The 17,409-nt window shown below is 32.2% G+C and carries 12 protein-coding genes; 3 read left to right on the top strand and 9 right to left on the bottom strand.

Translation table 11 applies throughout. From position 1 onward, the window contains the following. Nucleotides 1-62: 62 nt before the first annotated feature. The 3 genes from prfA (at nt 63) to Q0739_RS12610 (ending at nt 2,944) form a co-directional block, all read left to right on the top strand. On the top strand, nt 63-1,139 hold the full coding sequence (gene prfA, locus Q0739_RS12620) for a peptide chain release factor 1 (protein WP_298239101.1): 1,077 nt from the start codon (nt 63-65) through the stop codon (nt 1,137-1,139). Nucleotides 1,140-1,231: 92 nt separating this feature from the next. After that, nucleotides 1,232-2,059: an orotidine-5'-phosphate decarboxylase gene (gene pyrF, locus Q0739_RS12615; RefSeq protein WP_298239100.1), complete on the top strand. Its 828-nt coding sequence runs from the start codon at nt 1,232-1,234 to the stop codon at nt 2,057-2,059. A 63-nt stretch (nt 2,060-2,122) separates the two neighbouring features. Next, nucleotides 2,123-2,944 (top strand): helical backbone metal receptor, encoded by an 822-nt coding sequence (locus Q0739_RS12610; RefSeq protein WP_298239099.1) that lies wholly within the window; start codon nt 2,123-2,125, stop codon nt 2,942-2,944. On the opposite strand, the gene Q0739_RS12605 is transcribed toward Q0739_RS12610, so the two are convergent. From Q0739_RS12605 to Q0739_RS12565, 9 genes are all read right to left on the bottom strand, one after another. Continuing rightward, nucleotides 2,904-3,050, bottom strand: coding sequence for a hypothetical protein (locus Q0739_RS12605; RefSeq protein WP_298239098.1), 147 nt, complete (start codon nt 3,048-3,050; stop codon nt 2,904-2,906). The genes Q0739_RS12610 and Q0739_RS12605 overlap by 41 nt on opposite strands. A gap of 80 nt (nt 3,051-3,130) precedes the next feature. Beyond that, on the bottom strand, nt 3,131-3,325 hold the full coding sequence (locus Q0739_RS12600) for a Lacal_2735 family protein (RefSeq protein WP_298239097.1): 195 nt from the start codon (nt 3,323-3,325) through the stop codon (nt 3,131-3,133). 282 nt (nt 3,326-3,607) lie between these two features. Then, the gene (locus Q0739_RS12595; RefSeq protein WP_298239096.1) at nt 3,608-6,205 is read right to left on the bottom strand and encodes a glycoside hydrolase family 2 protein; all 2,598 of its coding nucleotides are present in this window, start codon (nt 6,203-6,205) and stop codon (nt 3,608-3,610) included. A gap of 326 nt (nt 6,206-6,531) precedes the next feature. After that, nucleotides 6,532-8,472 carry a glycosyl hydrolase gene (locus Q0739_RS12590; RefSeq protein WP_298239095.1) on the bottom strand — a complete coding sequence of 647 codons (1,941 nt, stop codon included), beginning with the start codon at nt 8,470-8,472 and terminating at the stop codon, nt 6,532-6,534. A gap of 107 nt (nt 8,473-8,579) precedes the next feature. After that, nucleotides 8,580-10,271: a hypothetical protein gene (locus Q0739_RS12585; RefSeq protein ID WP_298239094.1), complete on the bottom strand. Its 1,692-nt coding sequence runs from the start codon at nt 10,269-10,271 to the stop codon at nt 8,580-8,582. Between the two features lie 20 nt (nt 10,272-10,291). After that, on the bottom strand, nt 10,292-11,890 hold the full coding sequence (locus Q0739_RS12580) for a RagB/SusD family nutrient uptake outer membrane protein (protein WP_298239093.1): 1,599 nt from the start codon (nt 11,888-11,890) through the stop codon (nt 10,292-10,294). A 12-nt stretch (nt 11,891-11,902) separates the two neighbouring features. Next, on the bottom strand, nt 11,903-15,310 hold the full coding sequence (locus Q0739_RS12575; RefSeq protein ID WP_298239092.1) for a TonB-dependent receptor: 3,408 nt from the start codon (nt 15,308-15,310) through the stop codon (nt 11,903-11,905). A gap of 110 nt (nt 15,311-15,420) precedes the next feature. Then, nucleotides 15,421-16,599, bottom strand: coding sequence for a FecR family protein (locus Q0739_RS12570; RefSeq protein ID WP_298239091.1), 1,179 nt, complete (start codon nt 16,597-16,599; stop codon nt 15,421-15,423). Between the two features lie 232 nt (nt 16,600-16,831). Further along, a complete protein-coding gene (locus Q0739_RS12565) occupies nt 16,832-17,350 on the bottom strand; it encodes an RNA polymerase sigma-70 factor (protein ID WP_298239090.1) in 519 nt (172 codons plus the stop codon). Nucleotides 17,351-17,409: the final 59 nt, after the last annotated feature.

Here is a 17,409-nt window from a genome sequence, read left to right as displayed (position 1 = left end):
TATAGGGAAGCCCTTAAAATTCATAAATTATCGTATTTTTGGTCACCAATTAAAAAAGGTAGATGTTAGAGAAATTACAAATAGTAAAACAACGTTTTGATGAGGTAAGTGATTTAATTATTCAGCCAGATATCATCACAGATCAAAAGCGTTATGTTGAGCTTAATCGAGAATATAAAGATTTAAGAATTTTAATGGATAAGCGTGAGGTCTATCTTGAACTCACCAATAATTTAGCTGAAGCTGAAGAAATAATTGCGGATGGTAGTGATGCCGAAATGGTAGAAATGGCTAAAATGCAATATGATGAAGCTAAAGAAGGTATTCCAAAACTAGAGGAAGAAATTAAAGTTCTTTTAATACCAAAGGATCCTGAAGATTCTAAAAACGCAGTTGTGGAATTACGTGCAGGAACTGGTGGTGATGAAGCGAGTATTTTTGCAGGCGATTTATTTAGAATGTACACTAAATATTGTGAAAGCAAAGGCTGGCGTGTTGATACGGTAGATTTTAGTGAAGGTACTAACGGCGGTTTTAAAGAAATTCAGTTTGAAGTTTCTGGAGAAGACGTTTATGGGACTTTAAAGTTTGAAGCTGGTGTACATCGAGTGCAACGTGTACCGCAAACAGAAACTCAAGGTCGTGTACATACCAGTGCTGCAACGGTAATGGTATTTCCTGAAGCTGAAGAGTTTGATGTTGAAATTAATCCAAAAGATGTACGAATAGATTTTTTCTGTTCTTCTGGTCCTGGAGGGCAATCTGTAAATACAACTTATTCAGCTGTTCGTTTAACGCATGAGCCTACAGGTTTGGTAGCCCAGTGTCAAGACCAAAAATCGCAACACAAAAATAAAGAGAAAGCTTTTAAAGTATTACGTTCTCGTTTATATGATTTGGAGTTAGCTAAAAAGATGGAAGAAGATGCCGCTTTACGTGGTACCATGGTTACTAGTGGTGATAGAAGTGCAAAAATTAGAACGTATAACTATCCACAAGGACGCGTTACTGATCATAGAATTGGTTTAACGCTTTATGATTTACAGAACATTGTAAATGGAGATATTCAAAAAATTATAGACGAATTGCAACTAGCTGAAAACACAGAGAAGTTAAAGGCTAGTAATGATGTGATATAGACTGTTATTCCTCTGAAGACAGGCTCCATTTCATTAAAAATCAATGTAAAATTAGATTCCTGCTTTCGCAGGAATGACAAATATTATTAGAATTGACAACTAGCGACCTAATACAGCAAATCAAAAAAAAGAAATCCTTTCTATGTATTGGATTGGATGTTGATTTAAATAAAATTCCTGAGCATCTTTTAAAAGAAGACGATCCCATTTTTGCTTTTAATAAGGCTATTATTGATGCTACTCATCATTTATGTGTGGCATACAAACCCAATACGGCTTTTTACGAAGCTTATGGTATAAAAGGCTGGCAAGCTCTGGAAAAAACGATTAATTATTTAAACGAAAATCACCCAGATATTTTTACCATTGCTGATGCAAAACGTGGTGATATTGGTAATACAAGTACCATGTATGCTAAAGCTTTTTTTGAAGATTTAGCGTTTGATTCTGTTACTGTAGCACCATATATGGGAAAAGATTCAGTAGAACCTTTTTTAGCCTTTGAAAATAAGCACACTATTCTTTTAGCATTAACTTCAAATCAAGGGGCTTTCGATTTTCAAACTAAAAACATTGAAAATAAAGAGGTATATAAACACGTTCTAGAGATTTCAAAATCTTGGAAGCATTCTGAAAACTTAATGTACGTAGTTGGCGCTACAAAAGCGGAGTATTTAGCTGATATTAGAAAAATTATTCCAGACAGTTTTTTACTTGTTCCTGGTGTTGGAGCTCAAGGCGGTAATTTACAAGACGTTTGCAGGTATGGCATGAGCGAGAATATAGGTTTATTAATCAATTCTTCAAGAGGTATTCTTTATGCTTCAAATGGTACTGATTTTACAAAAGCGGCGGCTTTAAAAGCTGAGGAGCTACAGGCGCAAATGAAGCATGAATTAAGCTACCATTCTGAGGAATGAAATAACGTGGGAATCTGTTAATAGTTTAAAGATTGTCACGTAAAATCAATAATTTTTCTCGTAATGAAAAAGACTCCTGTTAAAATTCAAGATCAACTCAACAGAAGTATTCATTTAAAAGAAACTCCAAAACGCATCATTTCATTAGTGCCAAGTCAAACCGAATTATTATGTGATTTGGGTTTGGAAGCTAGTCTAGTAGGCATAACCAAATTCTGTGTGCATCCACATCATATTAAATCTAATGTTGCAGTAGTTGGGGGGACTAAACAAATTCATTTAGATAAGATTAAGGGATTACTGCCTGATATCATTCTTTGTAATAAAGAGGAGAATACTAAAGACATTGTTGAAGCATGCGAACAAATTTGTGCAGTACATGTTTCTGATATTTATAATATCTCTGACAGTTTAGGTTTAATTCAGCAGTATGGAGAAATATTTAATTGTAGAGAAAACGCATCATCTATCATCTATAATATTAAAGCTGAATTAAATAGCTTTAATATGTTTACTAAAAACAAGTTTTCATTAAAAGTTGCTTATTTTATATGGAAGAATCCATGGATGGTAGCGGGAAACCATACATTTATAAACTATTTACTTCAATTAAATAAATTTCAAAATGTATATTCAGACAAAGAGCGCTACCCAGAAATTGAGTTAACAGATTCTAAAAAAAATGAAAGTGTAGATATCGTTATGCTTTCTTCAGAACCTTTTCCTTTTAAAGATATGCATGAAAAAGAGTTACAAGAAATTTATTCCAATGCAACCTTCATATTAGTTGATGGTGAGATGTTTTCTTGGTATGGCTCTAGATTAACAAAAGCATTTACTTACTTTAAAACGCTCCATTTAAATCTTCAGAATAATGCACTTTAGTAGTATCATCTACAAAATTTGCTATTCTTTTTTCCAATTCTTTTAAACTAATTGATTTACTTAGGTTGGGTTTTATTTTTCCAACTCTACAAAATTGTGTGTTCATTTCCGTTCTTTTTATATATATAAAGTACGTGTAAATGAGTCTTTTAGATGTAAAGAAAAGGTTAAAGAAATGCTAAATATTTACGCGGATTGATTTTGTCCTCTGGAAAGATATTTTAGCCTATTAAGCTTATTGAGTAGTTTAATAGCTCTGTATTCAGAAATATCACTTAAAGCAGAGTCTGTCTGTCTAAGATTATAAGCTTGCTCTACTAAAAGTTTATACTTTGTGTTGAGTTTGTCTTGTTGGTCTTTAATATCAACTATTCTATCCATGATGTCTTGATAAACAAGTACTTAAATATACATTTTTTTATTGATAGGCAAAAGAATGGACGCGATTTATTTTATTATTCAAAAAAAATATGCTGTAAATAATAAAAATATGAATAGCATGTTTTATGCTAAAATCACTTAGGGTTTATACACGTATGGTTTTGTGAAGATAGGGAAACACTAAGAGCTTGTAGGCTCATTTCGTGTTTCCCTATATAAAATCTATTTGTGTTTATATATTTGATATCAGTTTAGAATATAATGAAGGGTGTTTAGATTATTTTATTCAGCCTTGGATAAGTAAAGCAAATCCATGTTATTGATATCAATATGATCTACATCTCCAGTTAGCTCTACTAGTTTATCTTTATTAGGTATCATATCAAAATAATTATCAGCTAAAAATACACTGTGGTTTTTAAAATTAATGTATAAATCTTTTATCAACTTATCGGTTGAAAGTTTTAAATATGTTTTCCCTTCTTCTTTTATAATTTCCTTTGAGATGGTCGGGTTTTCAAAGGCAAGATTTTTTGGTTTTTCGAAATAATATAAATTATCGGCAATTTGTAGCCCTTCTTTAATAAATGCTACTTTTAAAACTATTGATTTTGTATTAAATCCTTTTACAAATTTTGCAGTATCAATTTTAAAAAGGTTTGTGCTGGTGTTAGGGTTTATAACGGTGTTAATAATACTTTCTGATAATGTATTACCATTAAAATCTATAACAGTTAGCTTTAATTCTCCTTTATTAGCTACCAATTCATCTGAAATGGCATGAATTTTTAATTCTTTATTTTCTTCGTGTACAGTTAAAATTATTGGTTTGTATACTTTTTTTACAGCATAATGTAAAGCCTTCCATTTATGATAATAATCTGTACTACTCCAACTTGCTACTGGCCAGCAATCGTTTATTTGCCAATACATAGTTCCCATACAATAGGGCATAGCTCTACGATGTGCCTCGATTGCCATTTTTACTCCACGGGCTTGCAGTACTTGACTCATATATAGAAATACCTCAAAATTTTCGGGAACTTTGTAATCCCACCCCATATATTCCTTAATTCTAAGATTACCAATGCCACTTCTTTGATGAGACGCCATAACCTCACTCTCAATATCGTAATCTTCAGGAATGGCATACTTTTTAACGGTTTCTATATTGGGGAATGATTGAAAACCATATTCGCTCATAAAACGCGCTTTATATTTTTCAAAATCTTCAAAAGGATGCTGCCCATGCCAAACACCCCAATAATGCATGTCTCCAGATGGGTTTTCATAACCTGCATGCTTTTCAGGTTCAAAACCAGCTTGTGGGGAAGAAGGCCAGTAATCATCACCATCAGTATATTGTTTAACGACATTAGGTAGTACTTCATGAAAAATATCTAAATAGGCTTTTTGAATTTCTTCGCGCTGCTCATATGTATATTCTTCTTTCCATCCCCAACCACCATCATTATAATGGCTCCAAGCTGCATTTATTTCATTATTTCCACACCAAAGCGCAATACTTGGGTGATTTCGTAATCGTATTACATTATCTATAGCTTCTTGCTTTATGTTTTCTAAAAAAGCATCGTCTCCAGGATACATAGAACATGCAAACATAAAATCTTGCCATACTAGCAGTCCATTTTTATCACACAACTCATAGAAATAATCATTTTCATATATACCGCCGCCCCAAACTCGTAGCATATTCATATTGGCATCTACTGCATCTTTAATTACTTTGTCGTAATCATTTTTAGTAACTCTGGGTAAAAAATTATCGTTGGGTATATAGTTTGCGCCTTTAATAAATGTAGAAATACCATTCACTTTAAATAAAAAAGATTCACCAAACTCATCTTTTTCTCTTATTAACTTTATATCTCTTATACCTGTTGCAATTTCCTTTTTTGTAATCTCATTGCCTTTATTATCAAGAACTTGAACTGTAAAATTGTACATGTTTGGTTCGCCTAAGCCTTTAGACCACCATAATTTAGGATTCTGTATTGAAAAGGACATCGAAGCTATATCGCTACCTTCTTTAAAATTTACTTCTGCAGAATGGTATATTGCCTGTGTTTCTGAGTTTATTATACGCAGCTCCCCAGAAAATGCCTCGTCAATATTTACAGAGATATCAAAAGTTAATAATGCTTCTTTTTTAGTGACTTTTGGTTGTTTTACAAATACATTTTCTATGATGGTATGGTTCCATGCTTTTAAAACTACCGGACGCCAAATACCAGAAGTTACTAACCTTGGTCCCCAATCCCAACCATAATGATAGCCTGCTTTTCTTGTGAATATGGACACTTTATCATCGCCCATTTCTCCATTTTCGGATTGATCATTTATTGCTGGGTACGGATATGGCGATTTACTTAATAACTCTAGTCCTTTTTTTGTTGGTGAATGTAGCAAAACCCTAAGCTTGTTTTCACCCAACTTTGCAATAGATTTTACATTCACCTCCCAAGATCTAAACATATTATCTGCTTGTAAAATTATACTATCGTTAAGGAAAACATCTGCATAGGTGTCTAAACCTTGAAAGTCTAGAATAATATTTCGCTTCTTTAAAATAGCTTCATCAATATTAAAGCTGGTATTGTACTCCCAATCTTTTTTGTCAATCCATTGTTGCTTTTTTTCGTTAACACGATAAAAAGGATCTTCAATTAAATTGTTGGCCAGCAAATCGGTATGGATTGTTCCAGGGATAGTTGCTTTACCTCCTAGCTTACCATTAACCTCATTAAAACTCCAGTTAGTATTTAATTCTCGAACAATCATGTTTTTTTCTCGTTTTGAATTGCAGGATAGTAATACTAGAAAACATACGAAAACAACTAAAGATACTTTTTTTAACATTATTATATTTATTTAACAATTCTTAGTTAGGCACTAAACCTTTTTTTTCTCTATAAAATCAAATTACAAATACCTTAAAATGCTATTTATATTGATGTGAGTTCAACGTTAGAATCTAAACTTTACAGCATTTATTGATAAAATCATTGTACTCTTTAGCACTGCTGAAAGGTTTAATTAGGCATTAAATGATAACTTACTAATATTTAATAGTTATACCTAAATATTTATGTTGAATTTACGCTATACTTTCTTTCTAAAAAGAAAATTAAAGAGATGAAAGAGAAACGTAATCCTCTAAAAACTACAGTCAGATAAGTTTAATACTAATTATAAACATCCAGAGCTTTTACTTCAGATTGGAAAAGTGTTAACGGGCTATTATAAAATGAAATAAAATCATTTTTAACTTCATCTGAACTATTAGTATTGGGTATAAACAGGTTTGATTGACTAGAATCCCATGGCGCATTAAACCATGCTAATGCCCAAGCAATCCTAATATCACTTCCCCCTGATTCAATAGCAGATAGTATGTTACCTGTCCAGAAATCGATATCGCTATTTACATAATTTTGCTTTCCTGTTTCTGATAAAATTGCCACTTTACCATGATTGTAAGCAAAATCACTTAATTCAATCAAATTGGTTTTTAAGTTAGCACTTACTCCATCATATACATCTATACCTACAACATCTACATAAGTATCACCTGGATAGTAATTTATGTTTAATTTTTGATTAGGTGTCCATCCAAATAGCACAAGATTCGTTCTTTCTTTAATATAATCTGCAGCTAATCTGTAAAAATCAATATATAATTGAGTTGAATGATTTGTTGCACTTGAGCCCCACCAGAACCAATTTCCATCCATTTCATGGAATAATCTAAATACTATGGGAAACCCTAGATCGTTATTTATTATTTCTAAAACTTCATCTAATTCACTATAAAACCATTCACGTGAACCATTTTGATTATTTACAATATCGTACATTAAACTTTTATCTGTACTAGTGGTAATATTATCGATATAAATTTTATGATCATTTCTACTTTGTTGATGAAAATCGAATGTTACGATTGAACCATTGTTATAAGCATATTTAGCCTCATCAATATGTAGCTGTTTTTGTTCGCTAGTTTTGTACATTAAGTAATGCGGGTCAATGCCATAAACTCCTGGATGTTCTCCAGTAATATCTTTACAATCAGATGTACTTAAATCTGTTCTTAAATTATTTAATTGAAATGACATTGGGAACTCCTGTCCAAAAGCAAATTCGCTACTGTTTGCTAAGGAAGCTATTTTATTATACAAATTTTTTGTCTCAAAAGTAGCTTCTGAATCTATGGGTATATAAACGCCTTGCATTCTTACTTCAACAGTTATAGTATCTGTGGCTATTGTTCCACTTGAATCTGTTACCGTTAATTCTATAACATGAATACCTAAAGGTAATTCAACACTTGTTAGGGTTTCTGTACTAATAGTGTTTCCTTCAAGTTTCCACTCATAAGAGGCTAGGGGAGCTTCGGCATCATATGATTTAGAAGCATCTAAATTTATAGTTGCGGTTGTAGCTGAACCAACAAGTATGGCTATTTTGTCATCTCCTGCTTCTGCTACTGGGTTAGTATTAGGAGCTTCTTCAATGGCTACGGTGTATGCTTTAACTAATTCATTGTTTTTCTTTAAATCATAAGTTACAGCTTGACTAAAATCATTTTTTGTTTCACCTGAAATCTGTTTTGTACTACCAATATATAATTCAGAGTTACCCGATAAAGAAAACGTTGCAGTAAGTTCAGTTAAATCGGTTCCTGATGGTACGGTTGCGGTAATATTTGTGTCATTTATGTTAAATGGAATACTAGGAAGCTCTAAGACACTGAAAGTTAATAGGTTTGCTTCTATGTCCACAATTATGGTGTAGTTGGTTTTAGTTCCATCTTCGGCTTCAATAACAAAAGTTACCGGATTAGAATAATTATTTCTAGAATAGCCAGATGTTTGTAGGTCATTCCCTATATATGCTTTTGCATTAGGAGAAATAGTAAAAATAGCTGTTAGATTTGTTAAATCTTGTTCTTCAGAAATTATAGTTTCAACAATATTATTATTAGATATATTAAAGCTTTCTGAGATTTCTTTTATTGAAAAGGAAATTAATTTGGATTCATTACTAAGCGTGACTGCTTCGTCATCTTTTGAACAAGAGTAAACTAGGAAAACAACTAATAAAACTTTTATAAATATTTTCATAACGGTAATTAAAAAAGGAATGATTCTTTGGTTACTTTTTAGAATAGGGCATTTATATAAATGCCCTATCTAAAAAAACTAAACTAACTAACTACTTAAACTCTGTACTAGTACCTTGGGCCTTCAGTAATAACAAGGTCATCAATACTTAAGCCAACAGTATTTCCAGAATTTCTACTAACAATAAGTTCTACTCTATCTATAGGTGCATCTCGATTTAATCTTTTTAAAGATTTGTAATGCGCCCCTAGTGGTGTGCTGTCATCACTCCAATTTTCCATGTCTGTGTTAAATAAGCTAAATTGGAAAGTCTCCCAACTACCGTTTGAGTCTGGGAAGAATTTTTGAATCAATTGTAATTGTTCGTCATATTGCCAAATTCTTACAATTAAATATTGCGCATTACCCTCAATACAATTTAATGCAAAGGATAAATAGGGCTCATCAAAAACAGAAAGTTGAGAATCTACCATACTTTTAGAAATTGTTTGTCCCCAGTAACCTCCCCAGTCACCAAGAGATCCATCATCTGTGTAAGTAAAAAACTCATTTCCAAAGAACGGTTCTATTTCATCTTTTCTCAAATCTAAAGATGCTACAAGATTTCCACCATTAAGTATGTTTGGCCAATTTTCGGTGTCTTCAAAATCCATTACTACTAGTTTAGCTGGTTTTGTAGAACCTACTAATGCATCACCTATTTCTTGACTACCGTCATACTGCCCTTCTGTAATTTTTACAAAAGCTACATCAACGTCTTGATTAGCACCAGCATTACCAGCTTTAAAGCCTAATTTTGGTTTAAAAGCCCCAGCACTAAAATCTCCGCCACCTTCCCAGCTTTCTTCAAGTGGTAAAGATATGATTACCCATTCTCCTCCTGTATCATAACCGTAACCAAAATGTCTCCAATGGCTATTTTGATCTTCTAATTGAAAGTAGCCAGCACTTCCAGCGGGTGTTCTAATGGCAAATGTAATGTATGGGTTTACAAGCTTGCTAATATCTGGAATATCATCAGAAATCATTTCGCCAGTAGTTTTATCCCATCCGTAACCAGGAGCTCTTAATGAAAAGTAATTTGCTGTTTCTCCTAAAACGTCACCATTCTGAATAGATGCTGTACCTTCTCCTGTGTACTGATGCGTTCCATCCATAAAATCCCAGATAACTACTTCGTTATAAGAAATAAAAGGATAGATTACTTCAATTTTTTCAGCAACAGGAATATCATTTTTAGCTAAACTGGTAAACGAAACATCAACAAGCATACCCGCTCTTAGGTCTAATCCAGATACGGATAATATTATGGATTCTGTAGTTTTAGCTACAACAGGAACAGGAACACCATCAACAGCTACTTCTGTTAATAAATCAACATTTACTCCTGTAACGGTAAATGTGAGCCCCACCTGTATATCGGTAACTTCTGCAACCGTAGTAGTAGGGATTATTGGAACAAACTTTTCTATTGTTGCATAACTTTGTGAATACTCATTAGTTACTAAAATAACACCGCCATCTACAGGCATAGATCTTGGAACTTTTACGCTAAGCGAAGTTCCATTGCTATCAACTTCTAAATCCTCACCTGGAACGCCTCCAAAAGTGATATTATTTACTTTGGTAAAATTACCTGTTAATGTAATTGTGCTTGATAAAAAATCATTATAGCTACTTACATTTGTTATCGTTGGGATTGGCCAGTTTACATCATAAGTCGAATCATCTGTTTGACAACCAAAGATGCTTACCAACACTAAAAGTATAATTGTTGAAAAATTTAAATATTTATTCATCTTATTAGTTTGTTAAATTTTTAATAGTTTTTGTTTTGTGGCAATCCAAAAGTGTTTACGTCACCAATAGGTAGTGGTAAAAGACCGTCATGTGATTGGTAGTTGTCTGTGTATGGTAATAAATCGATTCTACCAGTTCTTATTATGTCGAAATATCGAATACCTTCCATTGCTAATTCTAGACGGCGTTCTTTTAAGATATCTTCTAGTAAGGCATTACCAGAACTCACTATTGGAGGAACAGATGCGCCAGCTAAAGTATCATAAGTGTAATTTGATGTTTGTCCTTCTGCTGAACCTAATGGCAAGGTTGAATTTTGAGCTCTATCTCTAACCATATTTACATAATCTCGTGCTTCTCCTTCAAACCCCTTATAGTAAGCAGATTCAGCATGCGCTAACAATACTTCTGCATAACGTATAACTCTTTTATTTACATCTTGATTATTATGATTACCATGTCTAGCCTCTTTTGCAAGTGCATATTTTCTATTTAATCTACAGTTGCTAACTTCATCTTTAGTACTATCATCTGTTAAGGTCCAAACTTGTTTATCCCAAATTTGCTTAACTCCAAATAAGATATCATATTCTTGTCCGTATATTGTGCACAATAATCTTGGGTCTGAACTAGAAAAAGTATTATACAAAGCATCTGTTGGTAAATTAAAGCACCAACCCCAGTCGTCTCTATTACCCATTTGAACTATAGTTTTGTTTCCAACACTTTCGCCCCATTCATTATTAGTTTGTTTGTGTTGGATTTCAAAAATTGACTCTATATTATTTTCTCCTTCTTCTTCCCAAATTGAAGCAAAATTATCAACCAATTGATATTCTCCAGAGGTAATAATATCATTTGTAAGATTATAAACTTCGTTCCAGTTTGCGGCTACATCTACTGCATAATTTGTTGAAGCTGATAAAACAGAATTGTAGCTATACCCTGTTTCTTGCATTAAAACCCTAACCTTTAACATTCTTGCAGCCCCTTTGGTAACACGACCTAAATCTGCTAGCGTATAACCACTTTTTTCAGGTAGGTTTGCAATTGCATCATCCAAATCTTGTTTTATGAAAGCATATATTTCATCTTCAGTACTTCTTGGTGCGGTTAAATTATCTACTTCAAAATTATCAGTAACTAAGGGAACTCCTCCAAATAAAGGCACCAACTTAGAATAAGCGTAGGCTCTTAAAAACTTAGCTTCTCCAATTATTCTGTCTTTTAAATCACTATCAAAGGTTGCCTCGGGTAAAGAGTTGATAACTTCATTGGCTCTTACTATAGTAGTATATAATAATGACCATGTTCCTCCTGAAACTCCATTTCCAGAGTTTGCGGTAAAAGATCTTAGATATTCTCGATCTACCCAGTCAAAGAAAGAGCTTCCTCCTTTAACACTATCATCAGATAGTATATCACCGTACACAAAATATTGATCATCTTGAGTGGCTGCATAAACAGAATTTAGTCCTGCCAAGGCATTATCTGGGTCATTAAAATAAACTTCGGCTGTTTGTGTTCCAATGTTTTCTAAATCGGTTAGGTTACTCTCACAAGAAGATATAACCATTGCTCCTGCTAATAGAAGCAATATTTTAAATACTTTTATCATAACTTATTGTTTTTAAAATGTAAGGTTAACTCCAAGATAGAATAATCTTGGTTGAGGGTAATTCCCTAGATCTACTCCAATACCAAGGCTTCTAACGTCATTGCTTGCTCCTTGAGTTAAGTCTCCTACTTCAGGATCATAGCCTTTGTACTTCGTGAATGTTAAAAGGTTTTGACCAGATACGTAAAGTCGTAATTTCTCTATTCCTGATTTTTCAGTAAATTTTGAAGGTATAGTGTAACCAACCTGTAAGTTTTTTAGCCTTAAAAAAGATCCATCTTCTACATATCTATCAGAAAAACGTAGATTATTATTAGCATCAGATAAGGTTACTCTTGGTTGTGTGCCCGTTGGATTATTTATTGGATGAAAACGATTGACTCTATCTGCATAGGAGTTATAATAATCACTAATACCTAATAGCCTTACATTTAAACCATTAACTATTTCTGCTCCTTGAACACCGAAGAAATTACCAGATAAGTCAAATCCTTTATACTCAACATTAAAATTAAATCCATATGAGAAATCAGATTGACCAGAACCTAAATAAACTCTGTCATCAGCATCAATTGTTCCATTATCACTATTATCAACAAATCTAACATCTCCTACCTTTGCATCAGGCTGAATAGAAGCATAAGCATTAACTTCTTCTTGAGTCTTAAAAATTCCATCAGTTTGGTATCCATAGAAATAAGCAATTTCTCTACCAGATTCTGTTCTTGTTGTAAAGCCTAATTTATCAATAAACCCTCCATCAATAAACGCATCATCATTTGAGTTTAACTTAACTATTTCATTATCAATGAAGGTTATGTTTGCACCAACGCTAAAGTTGACCTCACCTAACTTGGCTCCGTAATTTGCAGCAAATTCAAAACCTTTGTTACTCATGGTTCCTATATTAGCGTTAGGTCTGTCTTTTGGAAAATATCCAGGTAGTGCCACACGCGTAATCATATCCTTGGTGTCTCTAATAAAATAGTCTGCTGTTAAGGTTAAATCACCATCTAAGAAGCCCATATCAACACCAAAGTTTTGAGTTTCAATAATCTCCCATTTTAAATCTGGGGTTGGAATGTTGGTTGTAGTACCTCCTTGATATTGAACATCATTAAATACATATTGCATTGAATAGTTTCCAATATTAGCAACATCAGATCCTGCTTGAGCACTAGATTCATTTCCTACTCGTCCCCAACCAACTCTAAACTTTAAAGCCGAAAACACATTAAGGTCTTGTATAAAAGACTCTTCATCAGCTTTCCATGAGGCACCAAAAGATGGAAAGAACCCCCATTTATTATCTCCTGAGAATTTACTTGAACCATCGTACCTAGCAGTACCAGTAAACATATACTTATTGTTAAAGGAATAGAAGGCTCTTGCAAAATAAGATTCTGTACCACCTTGTCCTTGATATGCATTTATTCTTTCATTAAACGTTTTAGATAAATTTAAATGCTGTAAATCTGGTTCACTTGGTACATTAATACCAACACCACTGAAACCTCCACTTCTGTTATATGAAGACTCATGTCCCAAAGTTGCTATAACCTTATGAACGTCATTAAATGTTTTATTATAGTTTAATAAGTTAACCCATGTCCAACTATAAAAATCGCCTCTCTGTTCATATAACTGGCTTTCTGCTCTATTAAAATTCTCATTTAAATAATATGCTGGACTATAGTTTTTATTGTGAATTGCACCGTTTGAAATTTGATAATTTGTTTTAAAATTAAGCCCGTCAAGAATATCAAATTGTAGCCATGTTCTTAGTAAATAAGAATTTGTTTTGTTGTTACCATATTTTAAGTGGTCAACTAATAAAGATGGGTTATTGCCAAAAGCAGTTAACATAGGTATAAACTCTCCATCTACACCTCTAGGGCTATCAATTGGACTTGAAGTTAAAGCTAATGGTATAGGGCCATTAAAAATGCTTTGAGGGAAATTACCTAGTTCACTTCTAAAAATATTAATTTGTACTCCAGCATTTACTTTTTCATTAAAATAATATTCTGTTTTTGTGTTAAATATATATTTTTTAAATGCGGTATTTTTTACAGTTCCATCTTCGTCAAACAAAGTACCACTTAATGCATATAAAAATTTTCTTCCAGAATCATCATCAGATGAAATTCCTCCTCTTATATTTAAGTTATAATTTTGTTGATGCGCTTCTCTAAATACTTCACTTTGCCAATCGGTTCCTTTAGCATTATTTGCCAAAACATAATTTATACGACTTTCTAAACCAGATGGAAGTGTTTGTCCATCATTAGCTGCAGCTTCTAAAATTAAACCAGCTTGTTGTGTGGCATCTAATAATTCTACCTTATTAGGAATTTCTGAAATACCATAATAACTGTTAAAAGAAAAAACAGGCTTACTAGAAGATTTTCCTGATTTTGTGGTTACAATAATGACGCCATTTGCACCTCTATTACCATAAATTGCAGTGGAAGATGCATCTTTAAGAATCTCAATGCTTTGAATATCTTCTGGTGCTAAAAACTCAATATCATTCCCAATTGGAACACCATCAACTACGTACAAAGGATCGGAGTTATTTGTACTACCAACACCACGAATTCTTACTTTCATGCCTGCTCCTGGGCGTCCAGATGTTTTGTTAATAGAAACACCAGCTACTCTTCCTTGAATAGCTTCTACAGGTCTGTTTGAAGCTACTTTTAGTAAGTCGTCTCCAGATACTGAAGAGACAGCACCGGTTAAATCACTTTTTTTCATTGAACCATAACCTATAACTACAATTTCGTTTAAACCAAGTAAATCAGGTTGTAGAACTATATTAAAAGTAGATTGGTTAGAAACAGTGATTTGTTGAGATTCATACCCTATATAAGAAATTACTATTATGGCATTTTCACTAGACACTTCCAAAGAAAAATTCCCATCAAAATCTGTTTGAGTACCATTAGTAGTGTCCTTCTCCAAAATATTGGCTCCAGGTAGAGGTAGTCCAGATTCATCAACAACTGTTCCTTTTATTTGATGTTGCTGCTCAGGTTTAGTACTTATTATTTTCTCCTTTACAACTACTGTATTATCTTTTCCAACGGTTATTTCAAAATTGCCGTTAGATAAACTTTTTCTTATTAGTTCATTTGCTTTAATAGTTCCCTTTTTAACTTCAACCTTAGGGAAGTTTTTAAAAATTCCTTCTTGATAAATAAACTTATAATCTGTTTGTTGCATAATTAAATCAAAAACATCATCAACGGTTAATGTTTTATTTGATTCAATTTTAATTTTCGCATTTTGAGATAACATATTACTTGGTGTAATGCTAAAGGCAAACGTAAAGCACAAGAAGATAAAGGTTCTCATCATGTTAATTAGTAACTCCCTTCTTATACAAAAAAGGGCATAGTTTAGTTTAATTTTCATAAATTTGATAAATTATTAGTTGGTTAAACATTTAATTAATTGGTAATCGATAAAAAAGGGGATTGAGTTTTTATACTTTCCACGGTCTAAACTCTTTTTCCCTTTATTTTTTATTTTAGTATTATTATTTTGTCATGCACTTCGTGGTTTTTAATTATACTTAAGCTTTTTATTGTTTGAAGAATTTCTTGAAGGTCTTGGTTTTTTCCTAAAACCCCCTTAAATTTTAAATCTTCATGTTCTTTGTTTTCAAAAATAACTTCAACATCATACCATCTAGATATAACTTTCATAATTTCTTTTAGCGGTTTCCCTTTAAAGCTAAAAATCCCTTTACGCCATAAAGTTTCTGCATATCCATCAACATTAGCGATTGTTATACTATTCTTTAACAAATTAAGGTTTGATTGTTGGTTGGGTGTTAAGTTTTGATATTGATTTTCGGAACTTACTAGAACTTTACCTTCAACTAAAGTGGTGTAAATATTAGTCTCATCTTTGTAGGCTTTAATATTGAACTCTGTACCTAGCACTTCAACTTCTTGAGATTGGTTGAATACTTTAAACTTAGCGCCTTTATGTTCCGTACTAGGAGACACATCAAAATACGCTTCACCATAGACTAATTCAACTACACGATCAACACCATCGGCAAAAGCTACTGGATATTTTAGTTGAGATTCTGAGTTTAACCATACCTGAGTACCATCAGACAACTTGATGAAGAATTGTCCACCTCTTGGAATGGTTAGGTAGTTGTATTTAATTTTAGAGGAAACCTTTTCTGGCGCTTTGTAAACAATTTGTTTTCCATTACTATTTATGTTTTGCGTTTTATAATTATTTCCTTTTTCTAGTGTTACAAGAGAGCCATCTTCTAGTGTTAAGGTTGCTTTGTCTGTCCCTGGTTTAATAGTATTAGAATCTGAATTTACTATTATTGGCGTATTTGATACAGGTGTGTTTGATGAATTATCTTTGAAGAAATACGTAGTGGTAAGGACACCAACAATAATAGCTGCAGCAGCATATTTATACCACGTTTTGTTTCTTAGTGTAAAAACAGGTGTATACTTCTTGTTTTGAGATTTTTTCTCTATAGATTTCCAAGCCTCTGCTTTGTTAATTGTAGAATAAGATTCAATTTTATCTATTAATTCTTCAATTTTAACTTCATTTGTAAATGGAAATTCTTTGATAAATTTCTTTAATTGTAATTTACCAGAATCTGTTAAAATCCTTAATTTTTTCTTAATTAATAGCTTTGATATATGAAAAATATCGTTCATTCTATTTGAAGTATTTAATTATAAAACAACTTAGTTTTAATAAGGTACTATTTAAAACTAGTTTTTTTTGCGATATAATAAAAAATCACTAGTATAAATTGCTAAATTCACAATGAAATATATGTTGATTCGTTTTGAATGAATAACGAATGGCATTGATTTTTAAGGGTTTATCATTGCATGTCACTAAAAAACACTTCGAATAAAGTATTTATAATAAAATTTCAATGAATTAAGTTAATAAAAAGTAAATAATTGTGCTTAATTCCTGAAACTGTTCTCTTAATATTTTATATGATTGGGATTTTAACGTTTTTACCGTTTGTAGTTTTATGCCAAGTTCTTCGGAGATTTCAGCATTTTTTAGACCTTTAAGACTTAGCTTAATGATTTCTTTTTTTCTAGCGGGGAGTAATTCTATGGCTTGATGTAGTTGGCGAACAATTTCTTCTTCAAGAATTTGTTTTAAAAATAAATTATCATCTTCTAATGACTGTACGATATTTTCGGCATATTTATTTTTTACTTTGTTATGCTTAATAACATTGTAGCATTTATTACGCACTGTTTTATATAGGAAAGCTTTTAAAGATAAGTCATTTGGAAATGTGGTTTCTTTTTCCCAAAGACTAACAAAAACATCTTGAACTAAATCCTCACATTCGTCTTTTGTAAATAAAAAACGATTAGCATATAATACGAGCGCTTGGTAATATGTGTCAAATATTTGCTTTAATTCATTTTTATTCATTTTGTTATTCTTTGCAACAAATTGAAACTATTTAATTTTAAAAATTGCAAATTAAGAAA

Origin of the sequence: uncultured Algibacter sp., assembly GCF_947487605.1 — a bacterium.
Classification (GTDB): Bacteria; Bacteroidota; Bacteroidia; order Flavobacteriales; family Flavobacteriaceae; genus Algibacter_D.
Note: the sequence above shows the minus strand (reverse complement) of the source record. Positions and strands in the feature narration are given on the sequence as shown.

What these genes read in the sequence shown, in the direction of transcription:
- Q0739_RS12585 (WP_298239094.1), bottom strand. Translation starts at nt 10,271, where the DNA reads ATGAATAAATATTTAAATTTTTCAACAATTATACTTTTAGTGTTGGTA.
- Q0739_RS12575 (WP_298239092.1), bottom strand. Translation starts at nt 15,310, where the DNA reads ATGAAAATTAAACTAAACTATGCCCTTTTTTGTATAAGAAGGGAGTTA.
- Q0739_RS12570 (WP_298239091.1), bottom strand. Translation starts at nt 16,599, where the DNA reads ATGAACGATATTTTTCATATATCAAAGCTATTAATTAAGAAAAAATTA.
- Q0739_RS12565 (WP_298239090.1), bottom strand. Translation starts at nt 17,350, where the DNA reads ATGAATAAAAATGAATTAAAGCAAATATTTGACACATATTACCAAGCG.
- Q0739_RS12605 (WP_298239098.1), bottom strand. Translation starts at nt 3,050, where the DNA reads ATGAACACACAATTTTGTAGAGTTGGAAAAATAAAACCCAACCTAAGT.
- Q0739_RS12610 (WP_298239099.1), top strand. Translation starts at nt 2,123, where the DNA reads ATGAAAAAGACTCCTGTTAAAATTCAAGATCAACTCAACAGAAGTATT.
- Q0739_RS12590 (WP_298239095.1), bottom strand. Translation starts at nt 8,472, where the DNA reads ATGAAAATATTTATAAAAGTTTTATTAGTTGTTTTCCTAGTTTACTCT.
- Q0739_RS12600 (WP_298239097.1), bottom strand. Translation starts at nt 3,325, where the DNA reads ATGGATAGAATAGTTGATATTAAAGACCAACAAGACAAACTCAACACA.
- Q0739_RS12595 (WP_298239096.1), bottom strand. Translation starts at nt 6,205, where the DNA reads ATGTTAAAAAAAGTATCTTTAGTTGTTTTCGTATGTTTTCTAGTATTA.
- prfA (WP_298239101.1), top strand. Translation starts at nt 63, where the DNA reads ATGTTAGAGAAATTACAAATAGTAAAACAACGTTTTGATGAGGTAAGT.
- Q0739_RS12580 (WP_298239093.1), bottom strand. Translation starts at nt 11,890, where the DNA reads ATGATAAAAGTATTTAAAATATTGCTTCTATTAGCAGGAGCAATGGTT.